The sequence below is a fragment of the Zoogloea oryzae genome (assembly GCF_030161255.1).
Lineage (GTDB): Bacteria > Pseudomonadota > Gammaproteobacteria > Burkholderiales > Rhodocyclaceae > Zoogloea > Zoogloea oryzae.
Genome location: NZ_BSPX01000012.1, coordinates 1 through 15,883, shown reverse-complemented (window position 1 = coordinate 15,883; position 15,883 = coordinate 1). Strand labels below are relative to the sequence as shown.

The 15,883-nt window shown below is 64.6% G+C and carries 18 protein-coding genes; 16 read left to right on the top strand and 2 right to left on the bottom strand.

Features of this window, described 5'->3' with window-relative positions:
• The first annotated feature begins 35 nt into the window (after window positions 1–35).
• Genes tsf through QQK25_RS05935 form a run of 16 tightly spaced genes read left to right on the top strand, consistent with a single transcriptional unit; the run spans window position 36 to window position 14,582 of the window.
• The gene (gene tsf / locus QQK25_RS06010; protein WP_284187117.1) at window positions 36–932 is read left to right on the top strand and encodes a translation elongation factor Ts; all 897 of its coding nucleotides are present in this window, start codon (window positions 36–38) and stop codon (window positions 930–932) included.
• A gap of 15 nt (window positions 933–947) precedes the next feature.
• The gene (gene pyrH, locus QQK25_RS06005; RefSeq protein ID WP_153159522.1) at window positions 948–1,664 is read left to right on the top strand and encodes a UMP kinase; all 717 of its coding nucleotides are present in this window, start codon (window positions 948–950) and stop codon (window positions 1,662–1,664) included.
• A 10-nt stretch (window positions 1,665–1,674) separates the two neighbouring features.
• Window positions 1,675–2,232, top strand: a complete 558-nt coding sequence (gene frr / locus QQK25_RS06000; protein WP_153159521.1) for a ribosome recycling factor — start codon at window positions 1,675–1,677, stop codon at window positions 2,230–2,232.
• A gap of 48 nt (window positions 2,233–2,280) precedes the next feature.
• Window positions 2,281–3,069 (top strand): polyprenyl diphosphate synthase, encoded by a 789-nt coding sequence (uppS, locus tag QQK25_RS05995; protein ID WP_284187116.1) that lies wholly within the window; start codon window positions 2,281–2,283, stop codon window positions 3,067–3,069.
• Window positions 3,062–3,889: a phosphatidate cytidylyltransferase gene (locus QQK25_RS05990; RefSeq protein WP_284187115.1), complete on the top strand. Its 828-nt coding sequence runs from the start codon at window positions 3,062–3,064 to the stop codon at window positions 3,887–3,889. Before uppS ends, QQK25_RS05990 begins: the two co-directional genes overlap by 8 nt.
• A gap of 3 nt (window positions 3,890–3,892) precedes the next feature.
• Entirely contained in the window at window positions 3,893–5,086 is a 1,194-nt protein-coding gene (gene ispC, locus QQK25_RS05985) for a 1-deoxy-D-xylulose-5-phosphate reductoisomerase (protein WP_284187114.1), read from the top strand.
• Between the two features lie 46 nt (window positions 5,087–5,132).
• A complete protein-coding gene (gene rseP, locus QQK25_RS05980; RefSeq protein WP_284187113.1) occupies window positions 5,133–6,497 on the top strand; it encodes an RIP metalloprotease RseP in 1,365 nt (454 codons plus the stop codon).
• Between the two features lie 6 nt (window positions 6,498–6,503).
• The gene (bamA, locus tag QQK25_RS05975; protein ID WP_284187112.1) at window positions 6,504–8,795 is read left to right on the top strand and encodes an outer membrane protein assembly factor BamA; all 2,292 of its coding nucleotides are present in this window, start codon (window positions 6,504–6,506) and stop codon (window positions 8,793–8,795) included.
• Window positions 8,796–8,838: 43 nt separating this feature from the next.
• Window positions 8,839–9,333 carry an OmpH/Skp family outer membrane protein gene (locus QQK25_RS05970; protein WP_153159876.1) on the top strand — a complete coding sequence of 165 codons (495 nt, stop codon included), beginning with the start codon at window positions 8,839–8,841 and terminating at the stop codon, window positions 9,331–9,333.
• A 10-nt stretch (window positions 9,334–9,343) separates the two neighbouring features.
• On the top strand, window positions 9,344–10,366 hold the full coding sequence (gene lpxD / locus QQK25_RS05965) for a UDP-3-O-(3-hydroxymyristoyl)glucosamine N-acyltransferase (protein ID WP_284187111.1): 1,023 nt from the start codon (window positions 9,344–9,346) through the stop codon (window positions 10,364–10,366).
• Window positions 10,367–10,388: 22 nt separating this feature from the next.
• On the top strand, window positions 10,389–10,820 hold the full coding sequence (fabZ, locus tag QQK25_RS05960) for a 3-hydroxyacyl-ACP dehydratase FabZ (protein ID WP_153159875.1): 432 nt from the start codon (window positions 10,389–10,391) through the stop codon (window positions 10,818–10,820).
• Window positions 10,817–11,590: an acyl-ACP--UDP-N-acetylglucosamine O-acyltransferase gene (gene lpxA / locus QQK25_RS05955; protein ID WP_284187110.1), complete on the top strand. Its 774-nt coding sequence runs from the start codon at window positions 10,817–10,819 to the stop codon at window positions 11,588–11,590. The genes fabZ and lpxA overlap by 4 nt, the downstream gene beginning before the upstream one ends.
• Before the next feature lie 3 nt (window positions 11,591–11,593).
• Window positions 11,594–12,742, top strand: coding sequence for a lipid-A-disaccharide synthase (gene lpxB, locus QQK25_RS05950; RefSeq protein ID WP_284187109.1), 1,149 nt, complete (start codon window positions 11,594–11,596; stop codon window positions 12,740–12,742).
• The gene (rnhB, locus tag QQK25_RS05945; protein WP_284187108.1) at window positions 12,742–13,338 is read left to right on the top strand and encodes a ribonuclease HII; all 597 of its coding nucleotides are present in this window, start codon (window positions 12,742–12,744) and stop codon (window positions 13,336–13,338) included. Before lpxB ends, rnhB begins: the two co-directional genes overlap by 1 nt.
• Window positions 13,335–13,790, top strand: coding sequence for a CopD family protein (locus QQK25_RS05940; RefSeq protein ID WP_284187107.1), 456 nt, complete (start codon window positions 13,335–13,337; stop codon window positions 13,788–13,790). The genes rnhB and QQK25_RS05940 overlap by 4 nt, the downstream gene beginning before the upstream one ends.
• Before the next feature lie 3 nt (window positions 13,791–13,793).
• Window positions 13,794–14,582, top strand: coding sequence for a TrmH family RNA methyltransferase (locus QQK25_RS05935; protein ID WP_284187106.1), 789 nt, complete (start codon window positions 13,794–13,796; stop codon window positions 14,580–14,582).
• Here the strand turns inward: QQK25_RS05935 and bioD are convergent.
• Window positions 14,571–15,245, bottom strand: a complete 675-nt coding sequence (bioD, locus tag QQK25_RS05930) for a dethiobiotin synthase (protein ID WP_284187105.1) — start codon at window positions 15,243–15,245, stop codon at window positions 14,571–14,573. The two genes, QQK25_RS05935 and bioD, sit on opposite strands and share 12 nt — an antisense overlap.
• 9 nt (window positions 15,246–15,254) lie before the next feature.
• The coding region (locus QQK25_RS05925; RefSeq protein ID WP_284187104.1) for a methyltransferase domain-containing protein at window positions 15,255–15,883 on the bottom strand (629 nt) is incomplete at its 5' end.

The following is a 15,883-nucleotide window of genomic DNA, read 5'->3' as shown; positions in this document are numbered from 1 at the left end:
CTGAACATCATTCAATTAGATATCCAGGAGCAAACATGGCGGAAATCACCGCAAGCATGGTCAAGGAGCTGCGCGAAAAGACCGACGCGCCCATGATGGAATGCAAGAAGGCCCTGTCCGAAGCCGCTGGCGACATGGACAAGGCTGAAGAAATCCTGCGCGTCAAGCTGGGCAACAAGGCCTCCAAGGCGGCCGCCCGCGTGACCGCTGAAGGGATCGTTGGCGTGTACATCTCCGCCGACGCCAAGCTCGGCGCGATGGTCGAAGTGAACTGCGAGACCGACTTCGTTGCCAAGAACGATGACTTCCTGGCGCTGGTCAAGAACGTTGCCGAACTCGTCGCCACCAAGAACCCGGCCGACGTCGAAGCCCTGTCCGCGCTGGAAATCGACGGTCAGACCGTTGAAGAAGTCCGCAAGGCGCTGGTCGGCAAGATTGGCGAGAACATGTCCATCCGCCGCTTCGTCCGTACCGAAGCCAAGGGTGCCGTTGCCAGCTACATCCACGGCGGCGCCAAGATCGGCGTGCTGATCGACCTCGTGGGTGGTGACGAAGCCCTGGCCAAGGATCTGGCCATGCACATCGCCGCTTCCAAGCCGAAGTCCCTCGACGCCTCCGGCGTTCCCGCCGAGCTGCTGGATGTCGAGCGTCGCATCGCCATCGAGAAGGCCCGCGAAGCCGGCAAGCCGGAAGCCATGCTCGAGAAGATCGCCGAAGGCACCGTCCAGAAGTTCCTGAAGGACGTGACCCTGCTGGATCAGGTCTTCGTGAAGGCTGAAGACGGCAAGCAGACCGTGGCTCAGCTGCTGAAGGCCAAGGGCGCTTCGGTTGCCGGTTTCACCCTGTACGTCGTCGGCGAAGGCATCGAGAAGAAGGTGACCGATTTCGCCGCCGAAGTGGCCGCCCAGGCCGCTGCTGCTGCCCAGAAGTAAGGGAGTAGCCTGACGATGAGCCAGCCCGCCTACAAACGCATTCTCCTCAAGCTCTCCGGCGAAGCCCTGATGGGCGACGACGCCTATGGCATCAACCAGGAGGTCGTTTCCGGCATCGTTCGCGATGTGGTCGAGGTGACCCGACTTGGGGTCGAGATCGGGATTGTGATTGGCGGCGGGAACATCTTCCGTGGCATGGCGGGGGCTGCGTCCGGCATGGACCGCGCCACCGCCGACTACATGGGGATGCTGGCCACCGTCATGAACGCCATGGCCCTTGCGGATGCGTTTCGCGCCGCCGGGGTCAATGCGCGGGTTCAGTCCGCGCTGCGGATCGACCAGGTGGTCGAGCCGTACATCCGTGGCAAGGCCATCCGCTACCTTGAGGAAGGTCGCGTCGTCATCTTTGGTGCCGGTACCGGCAATCCGTTCTTCACCACCGACACCGCTGCGGCCCTGCGTGGTTCCGAAATTGGTGCGGACATCGTGCTGAAGGCCACCAAGGTGGATGGCATCTACACCGCCGACCCGAAGAAGGATCCGGCTGCCACGCGTTTCCAGCGAATTTCCTTTGACGAAGCGATCGCGCGCAACCTCGCCGTGATGGATGCGACCGCGTTCGCGCTGTGCCGTGACCAGCGTCTTCCGATCAACGTCTTCAGCCTGTTCAAGAGCGGTGCGCTCAAGCGCGTCGTGATGGGCGAGGACGAAGGTACGCTGGTCTATTGCTGAGGATGAATCGATGATCCCGGAACTCAAGAAAACTACCGAAGCCAAGATGCAGAAGTCCATCGAGGCGCTCAAGCTGGATCTCGCGAAGGTGCGTACCGGCCGCGCGAGCACGGGCATTCTGGATCACGTGATGGTCGATTATTACGGTAGCCCGGTGCCAGTCAATCAGGTGGCCAACATCACCCTGATCGACGCCCGCACGATTGGTGTGCAGCCCTGGGAAAAACCGATGATCGGCAAGGTCGAGAAGGCCATCCGCGATTCCGACCTGGGTCTCAATCCGTCGTCCCAGGGCGAAGTGATCCGCGTTCCGATGCCGGCGCTGACTGAAGAGCGTCGCAAGGAACTGATCAAGGTCGTCAAGCATGAAGGTGAAGGGGCCAAGGTGGCCGTGCGCAATCTGCGCCGGGACGCCAACGCCTCCCTGAAGGATGCCCTGAAGGCCAAGACGATCTCGGAAGACGATGAGCGTCGTGCCCAGGACGACGTCCAGAAGCTGACCGACAAGGCAGTGGTCGAAATCGACAAGCTTCTCGCACAGAAAGAACAAGAGCTGATGCAGATCTGACCATCCGGTCAGTGTCTGCTTTCCCGGTTCTTTTCAGGCGGAGATTACATGGTGCGATTGCCGTTTACCAGCTCCACGCGGGGCGTACCTGAGGCTGCGCAGGTTCCGCGGCATATCGCGATCATCATGGACGGCAACGGGCGTTGGGCGCGAAAGCGCCTGATGCCACGGGTTGCAGGCCATGCCAAGGGCGTCGATTCCCTGCGCGAAGTCATCCGCACCTGCCTCGATCGCGGCGTCGAATATCTGACCGTCTTTGCCTTCAGCTCCGAGAACTGGCGTCGTCCGAAGGACGAGGTCTCGTTCCTGATGCAGTTGTTCGTGAAGTCGCTCAAGGCCGAGATCGAGCGCATCCACCGCAATAACATTCGCCTGCGTGTCGTGGGCGATCTTGCGCCGTTCGACAAGACGCTGGTCGATCTGATCCGCGATGGCGAAGCGCTCACGGCCGGCAACACCAAGATGAACCTGACGATCTGCGCCAACTACGGTGGTCGCTGGGACATCATGCAGGCCGTCGACAAGATGATTGCCGCTTGTGGCCCCCGCGAAGGTGGCTACGCCGAGGATGATCTGGCGCCCCATCTGGCGCTGAGTTTCAGCCCGGAGCCAGATCTGTTCATCCGCACCGGCGGCGAAACCCGCATCAGCAATTTCATGCTCTGGCAGCTCGCCTATTCCGAGCTGTATTTCACCGACAAGCTGTGGCCCGAGTTCGGCGAGGCCGAACTGGATGCCGCCATTGCGTCCTATCAGGGGCGCGAGCGACGCTTCGGCCGGACCAGCGAGCAGGTCGTCGGTGGCGGAGCGGATTCTTCCGGCTCAGGCCATGCTTAAAGCGCGGGTCATCACCGCGATTTTCCTGCTGGCAGGTCTGCTCTGCGCGCTGTTCCTGCTGCCGTCCTGGGGCTGGCTCGCTTTCGTGTCCGTCATCTGCGCGACGGCCGCCCACGAGTGGGGTGGCATCGTTGGCTACAAGGGCGCCCGGCGCTGGATCTACGCTGTGCTGCTGGGGGCGTTGTGTCTCTCCTTCGGCCTCGTGGCCGGTTTGCACCGGGACGACACCGTTGCGCCCTTCAATCTCGTTCCTGCGTATGGGCTGAGTGCGCTGTTCTGGGTGCTGTGCGTGCCGTTCTGGTTGCGGTCCCGCTGGGCGTTGCCCGGTGCTGGCGCCGCGGCGCTGGTGGGCTTTGTGCTGCTGATCCCGCCCAGTCTCGCAATGATCCACTTGCGCCTGCTCAGCCCCTGGCTGCTGCTGGGCGTGATGGCGTCGGTCTGGATCGCCGACATTGCGGCCTACTTCACCGGACGTGCCTTCGGTCGGCGCAAGCTGGCCCCGGCGATCAGTCCTGGCAAGAGCTGGGAAGGCGCCTATGGTGCCGTCGCGGGTGTCGTGATTTACGGCCTGGTCTGCCTGTCCTACTTCCTGCCCCACGGGCTGGCTATTGGTCAGTTGGTGTTCGCGGCCGTCGGGCTCGTCGCCTTCACCGCGATCAGCATCATCGGTGATCTCTTCGAGTCGATGCTCAAGCGCCAGGCCGGCGTCAAGGACAGCGGCACGCTGCTGCCCGGCCATGGCGGCGTTCTCGATCGCATCGACAGCCTCACTTCGACTCTTCCGCTGGCGGGTCTGCTGGCCCTCTGGTTCGCCCGGTAAGCCATGGTTTCCGACAAAAAGTTCATCACCGTACTTGGTGCGACGGGCTCGATCGGTGTCAGCACCCTTGATGTCGTCGCGCGCCACCCGGAGCGTTATGGTGTTTTCGCCCTGACCGCCCATCGGCAGGTGGACAAGCTCTACGAGCAGTGTCTGCAGCATCGGCCGGCCTATGCGGTGCTGGATCGTGCCGAAGACGCGCAGGCGCTGCAGGCCCGTCTGGATGCGGCCGGCTGCTGCACGGAGGTGCTGGCTGGTGCAGCTTCGCTGGTGGCTGTTGCGTCCGCGCCGGAAGTCGACATGGTGATGGCTGCGATCGTCGGCGCCGCGGGTCTGGTTCCGACCCTCGCTGCAGCGCGCGCAGGCAAGCGCATCCTGCTGGCCAACAAGGAGGCGCTGGTGATGTCCGGCGCGCTCTTCATGCAGGAAGTCTCCGCCAACGGCGCGACCCTGCTGCCCATCGATAGCGAGCACAACGCGATCTTCCAGGCGCTGCCCAGCGGTTTTCGCCAAGGGGTTGATGGCACCGAGGTCACGCGTATCCTGCTTACCGCGTCGGGTGGCCCGTTCCGCCGCAAGCCGGTTGAAGAGCTTGCCGCGGTAACGCCCGACATGGCCTGCGCTCACCCCAACTGGGTGATGGGCCGCAAGATTTCGGTCGATTCGGCCACCATGATGAACAAGGGGCTGGAAGTCATCGAGGCCCACTGGCTGTTCGGTGCACCCGCCGAGCGGATTGAGGTGGTGATCCATCCCGAGAGCGTCATCCACTCGATGGTGGCCTACGTGGATGGGTCGGTGCTGGCCCAGCTTGGCAATCCCGACATGCGCACGCCCATCGCCCATGCGATGGCTTTTCCCGAGCGGGTCGATGCGGGCGTCAAGCCGCTCGATCTGTTTGCCGTCGGTCAGCTCAATTTCGAACGCCCCGATCTGCAGCGCTTTCCGTGTCTGGCCCTGGCTTACCGGGCGCTGGAGGAGGGGGGCATCGCCCCGGCAGTTCTCAACGCGGCCAACGAGATCGCTGTTGGCGAGTTCCTCGGCGGTGGCCTGCGTTTCGATCGCATCGCCGGGGTGATCGCTGCGACCCTCGACAGGATCGAAGCGCAGAGCGCGGATTCCCTTGAGGTTGTGTTCGAAGCGGATCGTCAGGCCAGACAGGTCGCGGCGAGTCTCGTTCGCCAGTATTGCTCGTGACCGGAGCGCCTCTGTTCATGCGGTGGCGGTCTGCAGGGAGTGCTCGATGAGCCTGCTCGATTACGTCCTGCCGTTTCTCGCGGCACTCGGTGTGCTGATCATCGTTCACGAGTTTGGCCACTACATCATCGCGCGCCTGTGCGGCGTGAAGGTGCTGCGCTTTTCCCTGGGATTCGGGAAAGTGCTGTTCGTGCGTCGCCTGGGTGCCGACCAGACCGAGTGGGCGCTGTCGGTGTTTCCGCTTGGCGGTTACGTAAAGATGCTCGACGAACGCGAAGCGCCAGTGCCAGCCGAAGAGCTGCACCGGGCGTTCAACCGTCAGTCCGTCTGGCGACGGATCGCCATCGTCGCCGCCGGACCGCTGGCCAACTTCGTGCTGGCCATCGTGCTTTACTGGGGGCTTTACGCCGGTGGTGTCGAGGAGCTTCGCGCCCGCATCGGCGAGCCGCCAGCGGAGAGCCTGGCGGCTCAGGCGGGTTTCCAGGACGGCGAACTCGTGCGTTCCGTGAACGGCGACGAGGTGCGGACGTGGACCGATTTCCGCTGGCACCTGCTCAACGACGCCCTCGACAAGCGCAGCGTCACCATCGAGACCATCAACGGGCAGAACGAGATCGCCTTCCGCAAGCTGGATCTGTCGGGGGTCGATGTGGATCAGACCCAGAACGACGCTGCGAGCCAGCTCGGTCTGCGTCTTTACCGTCCGAGGCTGCCTGCGGTGCTCGGTCAGCTGAGCGCGGACGGCGCCGCTGCAACGGCCGGTCTGCAATCTGGCGACCGGGTGGTGCGGATTGGTGACAAGGCGGTCGAGACCTGGTCGGAGCTCGTCGCCAGCGTGCGCGATGCTGCGGGTCATACGCTCGAGGTGGAAGTGCTGCGCGGTAACGAGACGCGGGTGGTGCAACTGGTACCGAAGGCCGTCGAGGAGAATGGTCGGACAATCGGACGGATCGGCGTCGCGATGGCCGACGCCGAGGGGCAGCACGACCTGATGTTCGTCACCGTACGCTACGGGGCACTGGATGCGCTCACCAAGGGCATCAACCAGACTTGGGAAACCGCGACGATGAGCCTGTCGGTGCTCGGACGGATGATCGTCGGTGAGGTTTCGGTCAAGAATCTCAGCGGACCGGTGACGATAGCCGACTTTGCCGGCCAGTCGGCCCGCATGGGTTGGGCCCATTACATCAAGTTCCTGGCGCTCATCAGCATCAGTCTTGGGGTCCTCAATCTGCTGCCGGTGCCCGTGCTGGACGGCGGACACTTGCTGTATTATGTGATCGAGATCATCAAGGGCGGCCCGGTTTCCGAACGCGTCATGGAAATCGGACAGCAGATTGGAATGGCTCTGCTGGCGGCGCTAATGGCTTTTGCCTTCTACAACGACATCAACCGCCTTGTTGCTAGCTGAAATCGGATGAAATCCACGCTCCTCTCCGGGGTGATTGCCGCGCTTTTCGCTGCTTCGCCCGCCTTGGCTTTCGAGCCTTTCGTTGTCAAAGACATTCGTGTTGAAGGGATCCAGCGGACCGAAGCCGGGACGGTGTTCAGCTATCTTCCGGTGAAGGTGGGTGAGCGCTTCTCGGAAGACAAGGCGTCCCAGGCGATCAAGTCGCTGTTCGCGACGGGCTTCTTCAAGGACGTGCGGATCGAAGTCGAGAACGATGTGATCATCGTTCTGGTGGACGAACGGCCTGCGATCTCCCAGATCGACTTCGTCGGCACCAAGGAATTCGAAAAGGATGCCCTCAAGAAGGGTCTGAAGGAAGTCGGCCTCGCCGAATCCCGCATCTTCGACCGTGCGCTGCTCGAACGTGCCGAGCAGGAACTCAAGCGCCAGTACCTCGCCAAGGGCCTGTACGGCGTGCAGATCACCACGACGGTCACGCCGCTCGAGCGGAACCGCGTGGGCGTGAACTTCAACGTGGTCGAAGGCGAAGCCGCCAAGATCCGTCAGATCAGCATCATCGGCAACAAGGCCTTCAAGGAGAAGGAGCTCGTCGAGCTGTTCTCCCTGACCACGCCGGGCTGGTTCACGTGGTTCTCGAAGAGCGACCAGTATTCCAAGCCCAAGCTCTCCGGCGACATCGAAAACCTGCGTTCCTTCTACCTGAATCGGGGCTACCTGGATTTCAGCATCGAGTCGACCCAGGTCTCGATCACGCCCGATAAAAAAGATATCTACATCACCCTCAGTATCTCCGAGGGGGAGAAGTACACGGTTTCCGATGTCAAGCTTGCGGGCAACATGGCAGTGCCTGAGGCGGAGTTGCAGAAGCTCGTCAAGCTCAAGGCTGGCGACACCTTCGTGCGGGATTCGGTGACTGCCACCACCAAGGCGATCAGCGAGCGGCTCGGCAACGACGGCTACGCCTTCGCCAATGTGAATGCCGCGCCCGAAGTCGACAAGGCCAAGCGCGAGGTCGCCTTCACCTTCTTTGTCGATCCGGGTCGGCGCGTCTATGTGCGCAAGATCAATTTCTCGGGCAACGCCCGAACCCGCGACGAGGTGATCCGCCGCGAGATCCGCCAGATGGAAGGCGCCTGGTATGACGGCGCGGCGATCAACCGCTCCAAGGCCCGTCTCGACCGCCTCGGCTACTTCGAGGAAGTGACGATCGAAACGCCGGCGGTGCCGGGTTCGACCGATCAGGTGGACGCCAACTTCAGCGTCAAGGAACGCGCCACCGGCAACCTGATGCTCGGCGCAGGTTTCTCCAGCGCCGAAAAGGTGATCCTGTCCGGCTCCATCGCCCAGCAGAACCTCTTCGGCACCGGCAACGCGATGACGCTGCAGGTGAACACCGGCCGCATCAACAAGACGGTTGCGCTGTCCTTCACCAATCCGTACTGGACCATCGATGGCGTCAGCATGGGCTGGGACATCTACCAGCGTAACGTCGATCCCACCTCGCTGTCGGTGGCAACCTACAAGTCGTCGTCCATCGGTGCAGGCCTGCGCTTCGGCTACCCGATTGCCGAGGATGACCGGATCAACTTCGGTCTGGCCATCGACCAGACCTCCATCAAGGTCTTCGACACCAGCCCCGCGCCGTACGTCAACTTCGTCAATACCTTCGGCGACACGGCCCGCAGCCTGGTGGCGACGGCCGGCTGGGCGCGGGATCGGCGTGACAGTTTCCTGTACCCGACGTCCGGCGTCTATCAGCGCGCGTCGCTGGAAGTCGCAACGCCAGCGCTCGACATGCGCTACGTCCGTGGCAGCTACCAGCACCAGTACTGGATCCCGTTCGGCGGCGGCTACGCGCTGATGCTGAACGGCGATCTCGGCTACGCCCACGGCTACGATGGCAAGGAACTGCCGTTCTACAAGAACTTCTACGCCGGCGGCATCGGTTCGGTGCGGGGCTACCAGCAGAGCACGCTGGGCCCGCACTACACCGACAGTAACGGCTATGTCCGTGCCCTCGGCGGCAACCGTCGGGTGGTGGGTAACGTGGAGTATTATTTCCCGATGCCCGGCGGTGGCAAGGACAAGTCCATGCGCCTTTCGCTGTTTGGTGACGCGGGTTATGTCTGGGGCGCGGATGACAAGGTCCGGGCTTCGGATTTGCGGTACAGTGCCGGGTTGGCGTTCAGCTGGAGCTCCCCGGTCGGTCCGCTCAAGTTCAGTCTTGGCCAGGCCCTCAAGAAAGAGGACGGAGACAAGACGCAAAAATTCCAGTTCCAGTTGGGTACGGTTTTCTGATTGCAGCCGTATCGGGTGCAGATGGAGGTTTCAGGTGAAAGGTATCGGTATATCCACGCTCGCAGCGCTGCTGCTTGCCGCCTTTGCGCAGACGGCGGTAGCCGAGGTGAAGGTCGGCTTCGTCAATTCGGACCGGGTGATGAAGGAAGCGCCGCCGGCAAAGCGTGCCCAGCAGAAGCTCGAGAAGGAATTCGAGAAGCGTGACCAGGATCTGCAGCGGATCGCCAAGCAGCTCCAGGGCATGCAGGAAGCCCTCGAGAAAAACGGCATGACCATGGCCGAAGGCGAGCGCCGCAACAAGGAGCGTGAGTTCAACGAACTCAACCGCGACTTTCAGCGCAAGCAGCGCGAGTTCCGTGAAGACCTGAACCAGCGTCGCAACGAAGAGCTCGCCAGCGTTCTCGATCGCGCCAACAAGACGATCAAGCAGATCGCCGAGGCCGAGAAGTACGACATCATCTTCCAGGAAGCCGTCTACGCCAGCCCGCGTATCGACATCACCGACAAGGTGATCAAGGCGCTGACCGAAGCCAAGTAAGCGTTCGCCGATGGAAACCTCCCTTGGCGAACTGGTCGCCCGGCTGGGTGGCGAACTGGTCGGCGACGCGACGATTCGTGTTCGCCAGATCGCGTCACTCGAAGCCGCGCGGCCCGGCGAAATCGCATTTCTCTCCAATCCGAAGCTGATCGCGGCCCTCGCATCGAGCGAGGCGTCGGCTTTCATCCTGTCGCCGAAGGCTGCCGGGCTCACCGAACGGGCCCGCATCCTCACGCCGGATCCCTACCTTTACTTTGCCCGGGCGGCGCAGCTGTTCAATCCGCCCAAGCGGCCCGCGGCTGGTGTCCATCCGTCGGCGGTAGTCGCGTCGGCGCTGCCCGCGTCAGTGTCGGTCGCGCCCCAGGCGGTTATCGGTGAGGGCTGCGAGATCGGCGAAGACTGCATCATCGGCGCCGGCTGCGTGCTGGGCGATGGCGTCCGGTTGGGCGCGGGCTCGCTGCTTCATGCGGGCGTGAAGATTTACGACAACTGCGAGATCGGTGCCCGCGCCATCATCCATTCGGGCGCCGTGATCGGTGCCGACGGCCTGGGTTTCGCGCGGGATGCCGACAAGCACTGGGTGAAGATTCCCCAGATCGGCCGCGTCATCATCGGTGACGACGTGGAGATCGGTGCCAACACGACCATCGACCGTGGCGCCCTGGACGACACGGTGATCGGCAACGGCGTGAAGCTCGACAACCTCATCCACGTGGCCCACAACTGCCGGATCGGCGACGATTCGATCATGGCGGCGATGGCGGGCCTGGCGGGCAGCACCGTCGTCGGCAAGCGTGTGATGGCCGGTGGCAAGGCCGGGTTTTCGGGTCACCTGGAGGTCGCCGACGATGTGACCATTTCGGCCGACACCAACGTCACCAAGAGCATCGACAAGGCCGGCGTCTACACGTCGATGATCCCGCTGCAGGCCCATGCAGACTGGGTCAGGAATTTCTCCCATCTGCGTCGTCTCGACGCGATGGCCGAGCGGCTGCGCGAACTCGAGAAGAAGCTCGGCGCCAAGGAATCATGAGGGAGCAAGAACAATGAGCATCATCGACATCAACGAGATCAAGAAATACATTCCCCACCGTTATCCGTTCCTGCTGGTGGATCGCATTCTCGAGCTGGAAGAGGGCAAGCGCGTGGTCGGCCTGAAGAACGTCACGGTCAATGAGCCGTTCTTCCCCGGCCACTTTCCCCACAGCCCGGTGATGCCCGGCGTGCTGATCATCGAAGCCCTGGCCCAGGCGGCCGCGGTGCTGGCCTTCAAGACCGAAGGCACGACGCCCGATCCAGATGCGATGGTGTATTTCGCCTCCGTCGATAACGTGCGCTTCAAGCGCCCGGTGGTGCCTGGCGACCAGTTGATCCTCGAAGCGGAAATCGTCCGGACGATCCGCAACATCTGGAAGTTCAAGGGGGTTGCCCGCGTCGACGGCGAAGTGGCGACCGAAGCTGAATTCATGTGCGCGATCAAGCGATGAGCATCCATCCGACTGCCATTGTCCATCCCGGTGCCCGTCTGGCCGACGGCGTGCAGGTCGGTGCCTATTCGATCATCGGCGAGCACGTCGAGATCGGAGAAGGCTCGTGGATCGGTCCGCATGTGGTCGTTGAGGGCCACACGAAGATCGGTCGCGACAACCGGATCTTCCAGTTCTGCTCCATCGGCTCCGAGCCCCAGGACAAGAAGTACGCCGCCGAGCCGACCCGCCTCGAGATCGGCGACGGCAACACGATCCGCGAGTTCTGCAGCTTTTCCACCGGCACGGTGCAGGATGGCGGCCTGACCCGCGTTGGCAACAACAACTGGATCATGGCCTACGTGCATGTCGCCCACGACTGCATGGTCGGCGACAACACGATCTTCGCCAACAACGCGACGCTGGCCGGCCACGTCACGGTGGGTGACTGGGCTATCCTCGGTGGCTTCACCGGCGTGCACCAGTTCGTCCGCGTGGGCGCGCACAGCTTCTGCGGCGTCGGCACAGTGCTGCTGCAGGATCTGCCGCCGTTTGTCACGGTGTCCGGCAACCCGGCCTCACCCCACGGCATCAATAGCGAGGGCCTCAAGCGTCGGGGTTTCAGCGCCGAAGGCATCGCCGCCATCAAGCGGGCCTACAAGACGCTGTACCGCAACGGCCTGACCCTCGACGAGGCCCGCAAGCAGATCGCCGAAGCGGCCGCCTCGGCACCCGAGTTGCAGCAGTTCTCTGATTTCATCGCCGACTCCGGGCGTGGCATCGTTCGCTGATCCATGGTTGTGCGCATCGCCATGGTGGCGGGCGAGGCCTCCAGCGACCTCCTCGCAAGCCACCTGATCCGGGCGCTCAAGCGCCATCTCCCCGATGCCGAATTCTTCGGCATCGGCGGGCCCAAGATGCAGGCGGAAGGCTTCAAGGCCTGGTGGCCGGCCGAGAAGCTGTCGGTCCACGGCTATGTGGACGCCCTCAAGAATTACCGCGAACTCTCCGGCATCCGCCGCAGCCTTTTGAACCGCCTGCTGGCCGACCGGCCGGCTGCGTTCATTGGTGTGGATGCGCCGGATTTCAGCCTGTGGCTTGAGCGCCGCCTGAAGGACAAGGGTATCCCGGCGATCCACTTCGTCAGCCCGTCCATCTGGGCCTGGCGCCGTGGCCGGCTGAAGGGCATCGCCCGCTCGGTCAGCCACATGCTGTGCCTTTTCCCGTTTGAGCCTGAGCTGTACCGCACCGCTGGCGTGCCGGTGAGCTACGTGGGCCATCCGCTGGCGGATGTCTTCCCGCTCAAGCCGGATCAGGCCGGCGCCCGGGAGATGCTGCAGATCACCGGCGACGGCCCCGTGTTCGCCTTCCTGCCGGGCAGCCGCCAGTCCGAGCTGCGCAACCTCGCCGACACCTATATCGCCACTGCGGCGATCCTCCACGAGCGTCATCCGGATGCGCGCTTTCTGGTGCCCCTGGCAACCCGCGAGACTCGGATGCTGTTCGAGGACGCGCTGCGGCGTCACGCCCACGTGGATCTGCCCATCCGCATCCTGTTCGGCCACGCCACTGACGCGATGATCGCTGCCGACGTGGTGCTGGTAGCGAGCGGCACCGCGACCCTAGAAGCGGCGCTCCTCAAGCGGCCGATGGTCATCACCTACAAGATCGGCAAGTGGTCGTATCGCCTGATGCGGCGCATGGCCTACCTGCCGTGGGTCGGGCTGCCCAATGTGCTCGCCAACCGCGAGGTGGTGCCCGAGGTGCTGCAGGACGCCGCCACGCCCCAGGCGCTGGCCGATGCCCTCGACGGCTGGCTCACCGACAAGGCGCGGGCCGCCGAGCTGGTCGAGGTGTTCACTGACATGCACCTGCAGCTGCGCCAGAACACCGCTGACAAGGCCGCCGCGGCGATCCTGCCCTACCTGCGCGGGCACGCCTGATGGACCGCCTGTGCGGCGTCGATGAAGCTGGCCGCGGCCCCCTGTGCGGGCCGGTGGTGGCGGCGGCGGTGATCCTCGATCCGGCCCGGCCGATCGTCGGGCTGGCCGATTCCAAGAAGCTCTCCGAGAAGCGCCGCGTCGCGCTGGCTGCCGAGATCCGCGAGAAGGCCCTGGCCTGGTGCGTGGCAGAGGCCAGCGTTGAAGAGATCGACCGGCTGAACATTCTCCATGCCTCGATGCTGGCGATGCAGCGGGCGGTGGCAGGGCTGAAACCCGCGCCGACCCGGGCCCAGGTAGACGGCAACCGCTGCCCGCAGCTGGCCGTGCCCTGCGAGGCCATCGTGAAGGGTGACGCTCTGGTGCCCGAGATCTCGGCGGCGTCCATCCTCGCCAAGACGGCCCGGGATGCGCAGCTGCTCGAACTCGACCGGAAGTATCCCCAGTATGGGCTCGCCGGCCACAAGGGCTACCCGACGCCGGCCCACCTGGCCGCGCTGCGGGCCCATGGCGCCTGCGAGATCTACCGCAAGAGCTTCGGGCCGGTTCATGATGTGATTGCCAACCCACCGCTCTGGACCGACGAGGATTGCACATGAAGCTCCACCATCTGATGCTCTTCATCCACCTGGCCGGCGTGGTCGTGTGGGTCGGCGGAATGGCGTTTGCGCACTTCTGTTTGCGCCCGGCTGCGCTCGAGCTATCGCCGGCGGATCGGCTCGGGCTGTGGAGCAGGGTGCTCGGGCGTTTCTTCCGTATCGTCTGGGGGGCGATTGGCGCCATTGTCGTCAGCGGCTTTGCGATGCTGCTGGAGGTCGGTTTTGCCCAGGCGCCGCGATCCTGGCATGTGATGGCGGGCGTCGGGCTGGTGATGGCGGCGGTGTTCGCCAGCATCTGGTTCGGGCCGTGGCGCGGGTTGCAGCAGGCGGTTGCCGAGGCCAGCTGGGCCCAGGGCGCCAAGGCGATGAATACGATCCGCCAGCGGGTCACCTTCAATCTCGTCCTGGGCGCGCTGACCGTGGCGCTCGCCACCCTTGGCCTGGCGTTCTGAACCGTGAAACAGCTCACTTCCCGCGACAACCCGACCGTCAAGCACCTTCACGCGCTGGCGACATCGGCGAAGGATCGGCGCACCAGCTGCGAGACGCTGCTTGATGGCGCTCACTTGCTTGGCGTGGCGCTGGAGCGCGGCGTTCAGCTGCTGCGGGTGGTGGTAAGCGAAAGCGGCCGGCGCCTGCCGGAGATCGCAGCGCTGCTGGCGCGTTGCCCGTCGGAGATCTGCATCGAACTGCCGGACCGGCTGTTTGCCCACGTTAGCCCGGTGGATGCGCCGAGTGGCGTGCTGGCGGTGGTGGCGATGCCCGCCGCTCCGGCAATGGCGGTGCCAACGGGCAGCTGCGTGGTGCTCGACGGTGTGCAGGACCCGGGCAACCTCGGCACCATCCTGCGCACATCGGCGGCGGCTGGCGTGGCGGATGTGCTGCTCACGCCGGGCTGCGCACAGGCCTGGTCGCCGCGCGTCTTGCGGGCGGCGATGGGGGCGCATTTCGGGCTGCGCATCCGCGAGGGTGTGGATGCCTCGGCTGCCCTTGCCGGATATCCGGGCGAGATTCTGGCGGCGGATCTTCGGGATTCGGTTGAACTCTACGACCTGGATCTGCGCGGGCCGGTGGCCTGGCTGTTCGGTTCGGAAGGCCAGGGCCTCTCTAAAGCCGTGGCTGCGCTGGCGACCAAGCGGGTGCTGATCCCGATGCCTGGCGGCATGGAATCCCTCAATGTGGGTGTTGCGGCGGGCGTGTGCTTGTTCGAGCAGCTGCGCCAGCGGCGCGCCTCAGGCCGGTAAGGGCAGGCGCAGATCGGCCGCAGCTGCGGCGGCGTTGCCGTCTGCCTGGAAGCGCACCACCCCAAGCAGTGGCGCCGGCATGCGAGCCTTGAGTGCCTCGAGGTTCTGGTCAAACCGCAGCATCGCCGGATCGACCTGATTGGCCACCCAGCCGACAATCTTCAGGCCGCGGGCGGCCACCGCCTCGGCGGTGAGCAGGGCGTGATTGATGCAGCCCAGGCGCATGCCCACCACGATGATCACCGGCAGGGCCAGATCCCGCGCCAGATCGGCGGTGTCGTAGTCGTCCGACAGCGGCACGCGAAAACCGCCCACGCCTTCCACCAGCACCAGATCAGCCTTGCCCTTGAGCGCGGCAAACGCGTCGAGGATGCGGCCCGTTTCGAGCGTCACGCCTTCTTCGGTCGCGGCAATGTGTGGCGCGATGGGGCTGGCGAGGCAGTAGGGGTTGAGCAGGGCGAGGCCCGGATCGAAGCTGCAGGCGGCGCGGATGCGGGCGGCGTCTTCATTGAGGAATTCCCCGTTCACCATCTCGGCGCCGGCGGCGATGGGCTTCATGCCAAGGGCGGTGAGGCCGCGGGCGCGGGCGGCGTGGAGCAGGGTGCAAGTGACGAAGGTCTTGCCGATCTCGGTGTCGGTGCCGGTGATGAAGAAGGCGCTCATTTCAGGTTTTCAGGTCTTTTCGGCGACGAGCCAGAAGGTGTCGTAGGACGCGGGCAGCCCGTCCGGGCCCCGGTGGGCTTCGTAGGCGGCGGAGAGCCGGGCCCAGGCGGTCTTGCCCAGGGGCGCTCGGCGGCGCGGGGCGCCGGTCTGGTGGGCGCCGAGGGTCTTGATGTCGGAGAGCAGGCTGCGCAGATCGGGCGCCCAGGCGTGGAGGGTGTCGCGGTCGCTGTCGAGCACGCGCAGGCCGGCACATTCGGCGGCGTCGATGACGACTTCGGGCGGCTGGAAGCGCAGCACGTGCTCGTCGTTGTCCACGTGGCGGAAGGCGTCGCGGAGTTCGGTGAGGGTGCCTGGACCGAGGGTGGCGATCCACAGCTGGCCGCCGGGGGCGAGGGCGCGGGCGAGTTCGGGCAGGGCGCGGCGCGGGTTACACCATTGCAGCGCGTAGCTGGACCACAGGGCGTCGAGGCTTTCGGCGGCGACGGGCAGGTGTTCGATGTCGGCGCACACCGGCAGGGCCGCGCCGGGCGGGTGGCGGCGCAGCATGGCCGGGGCGAAGTCGAGGGCGAACAGCGTGGCGGCCGGATAGGCGCGGGCAAGGCCGGCGAGGGCGTAGCCGGTGCCGCAGCCGGCGTCGA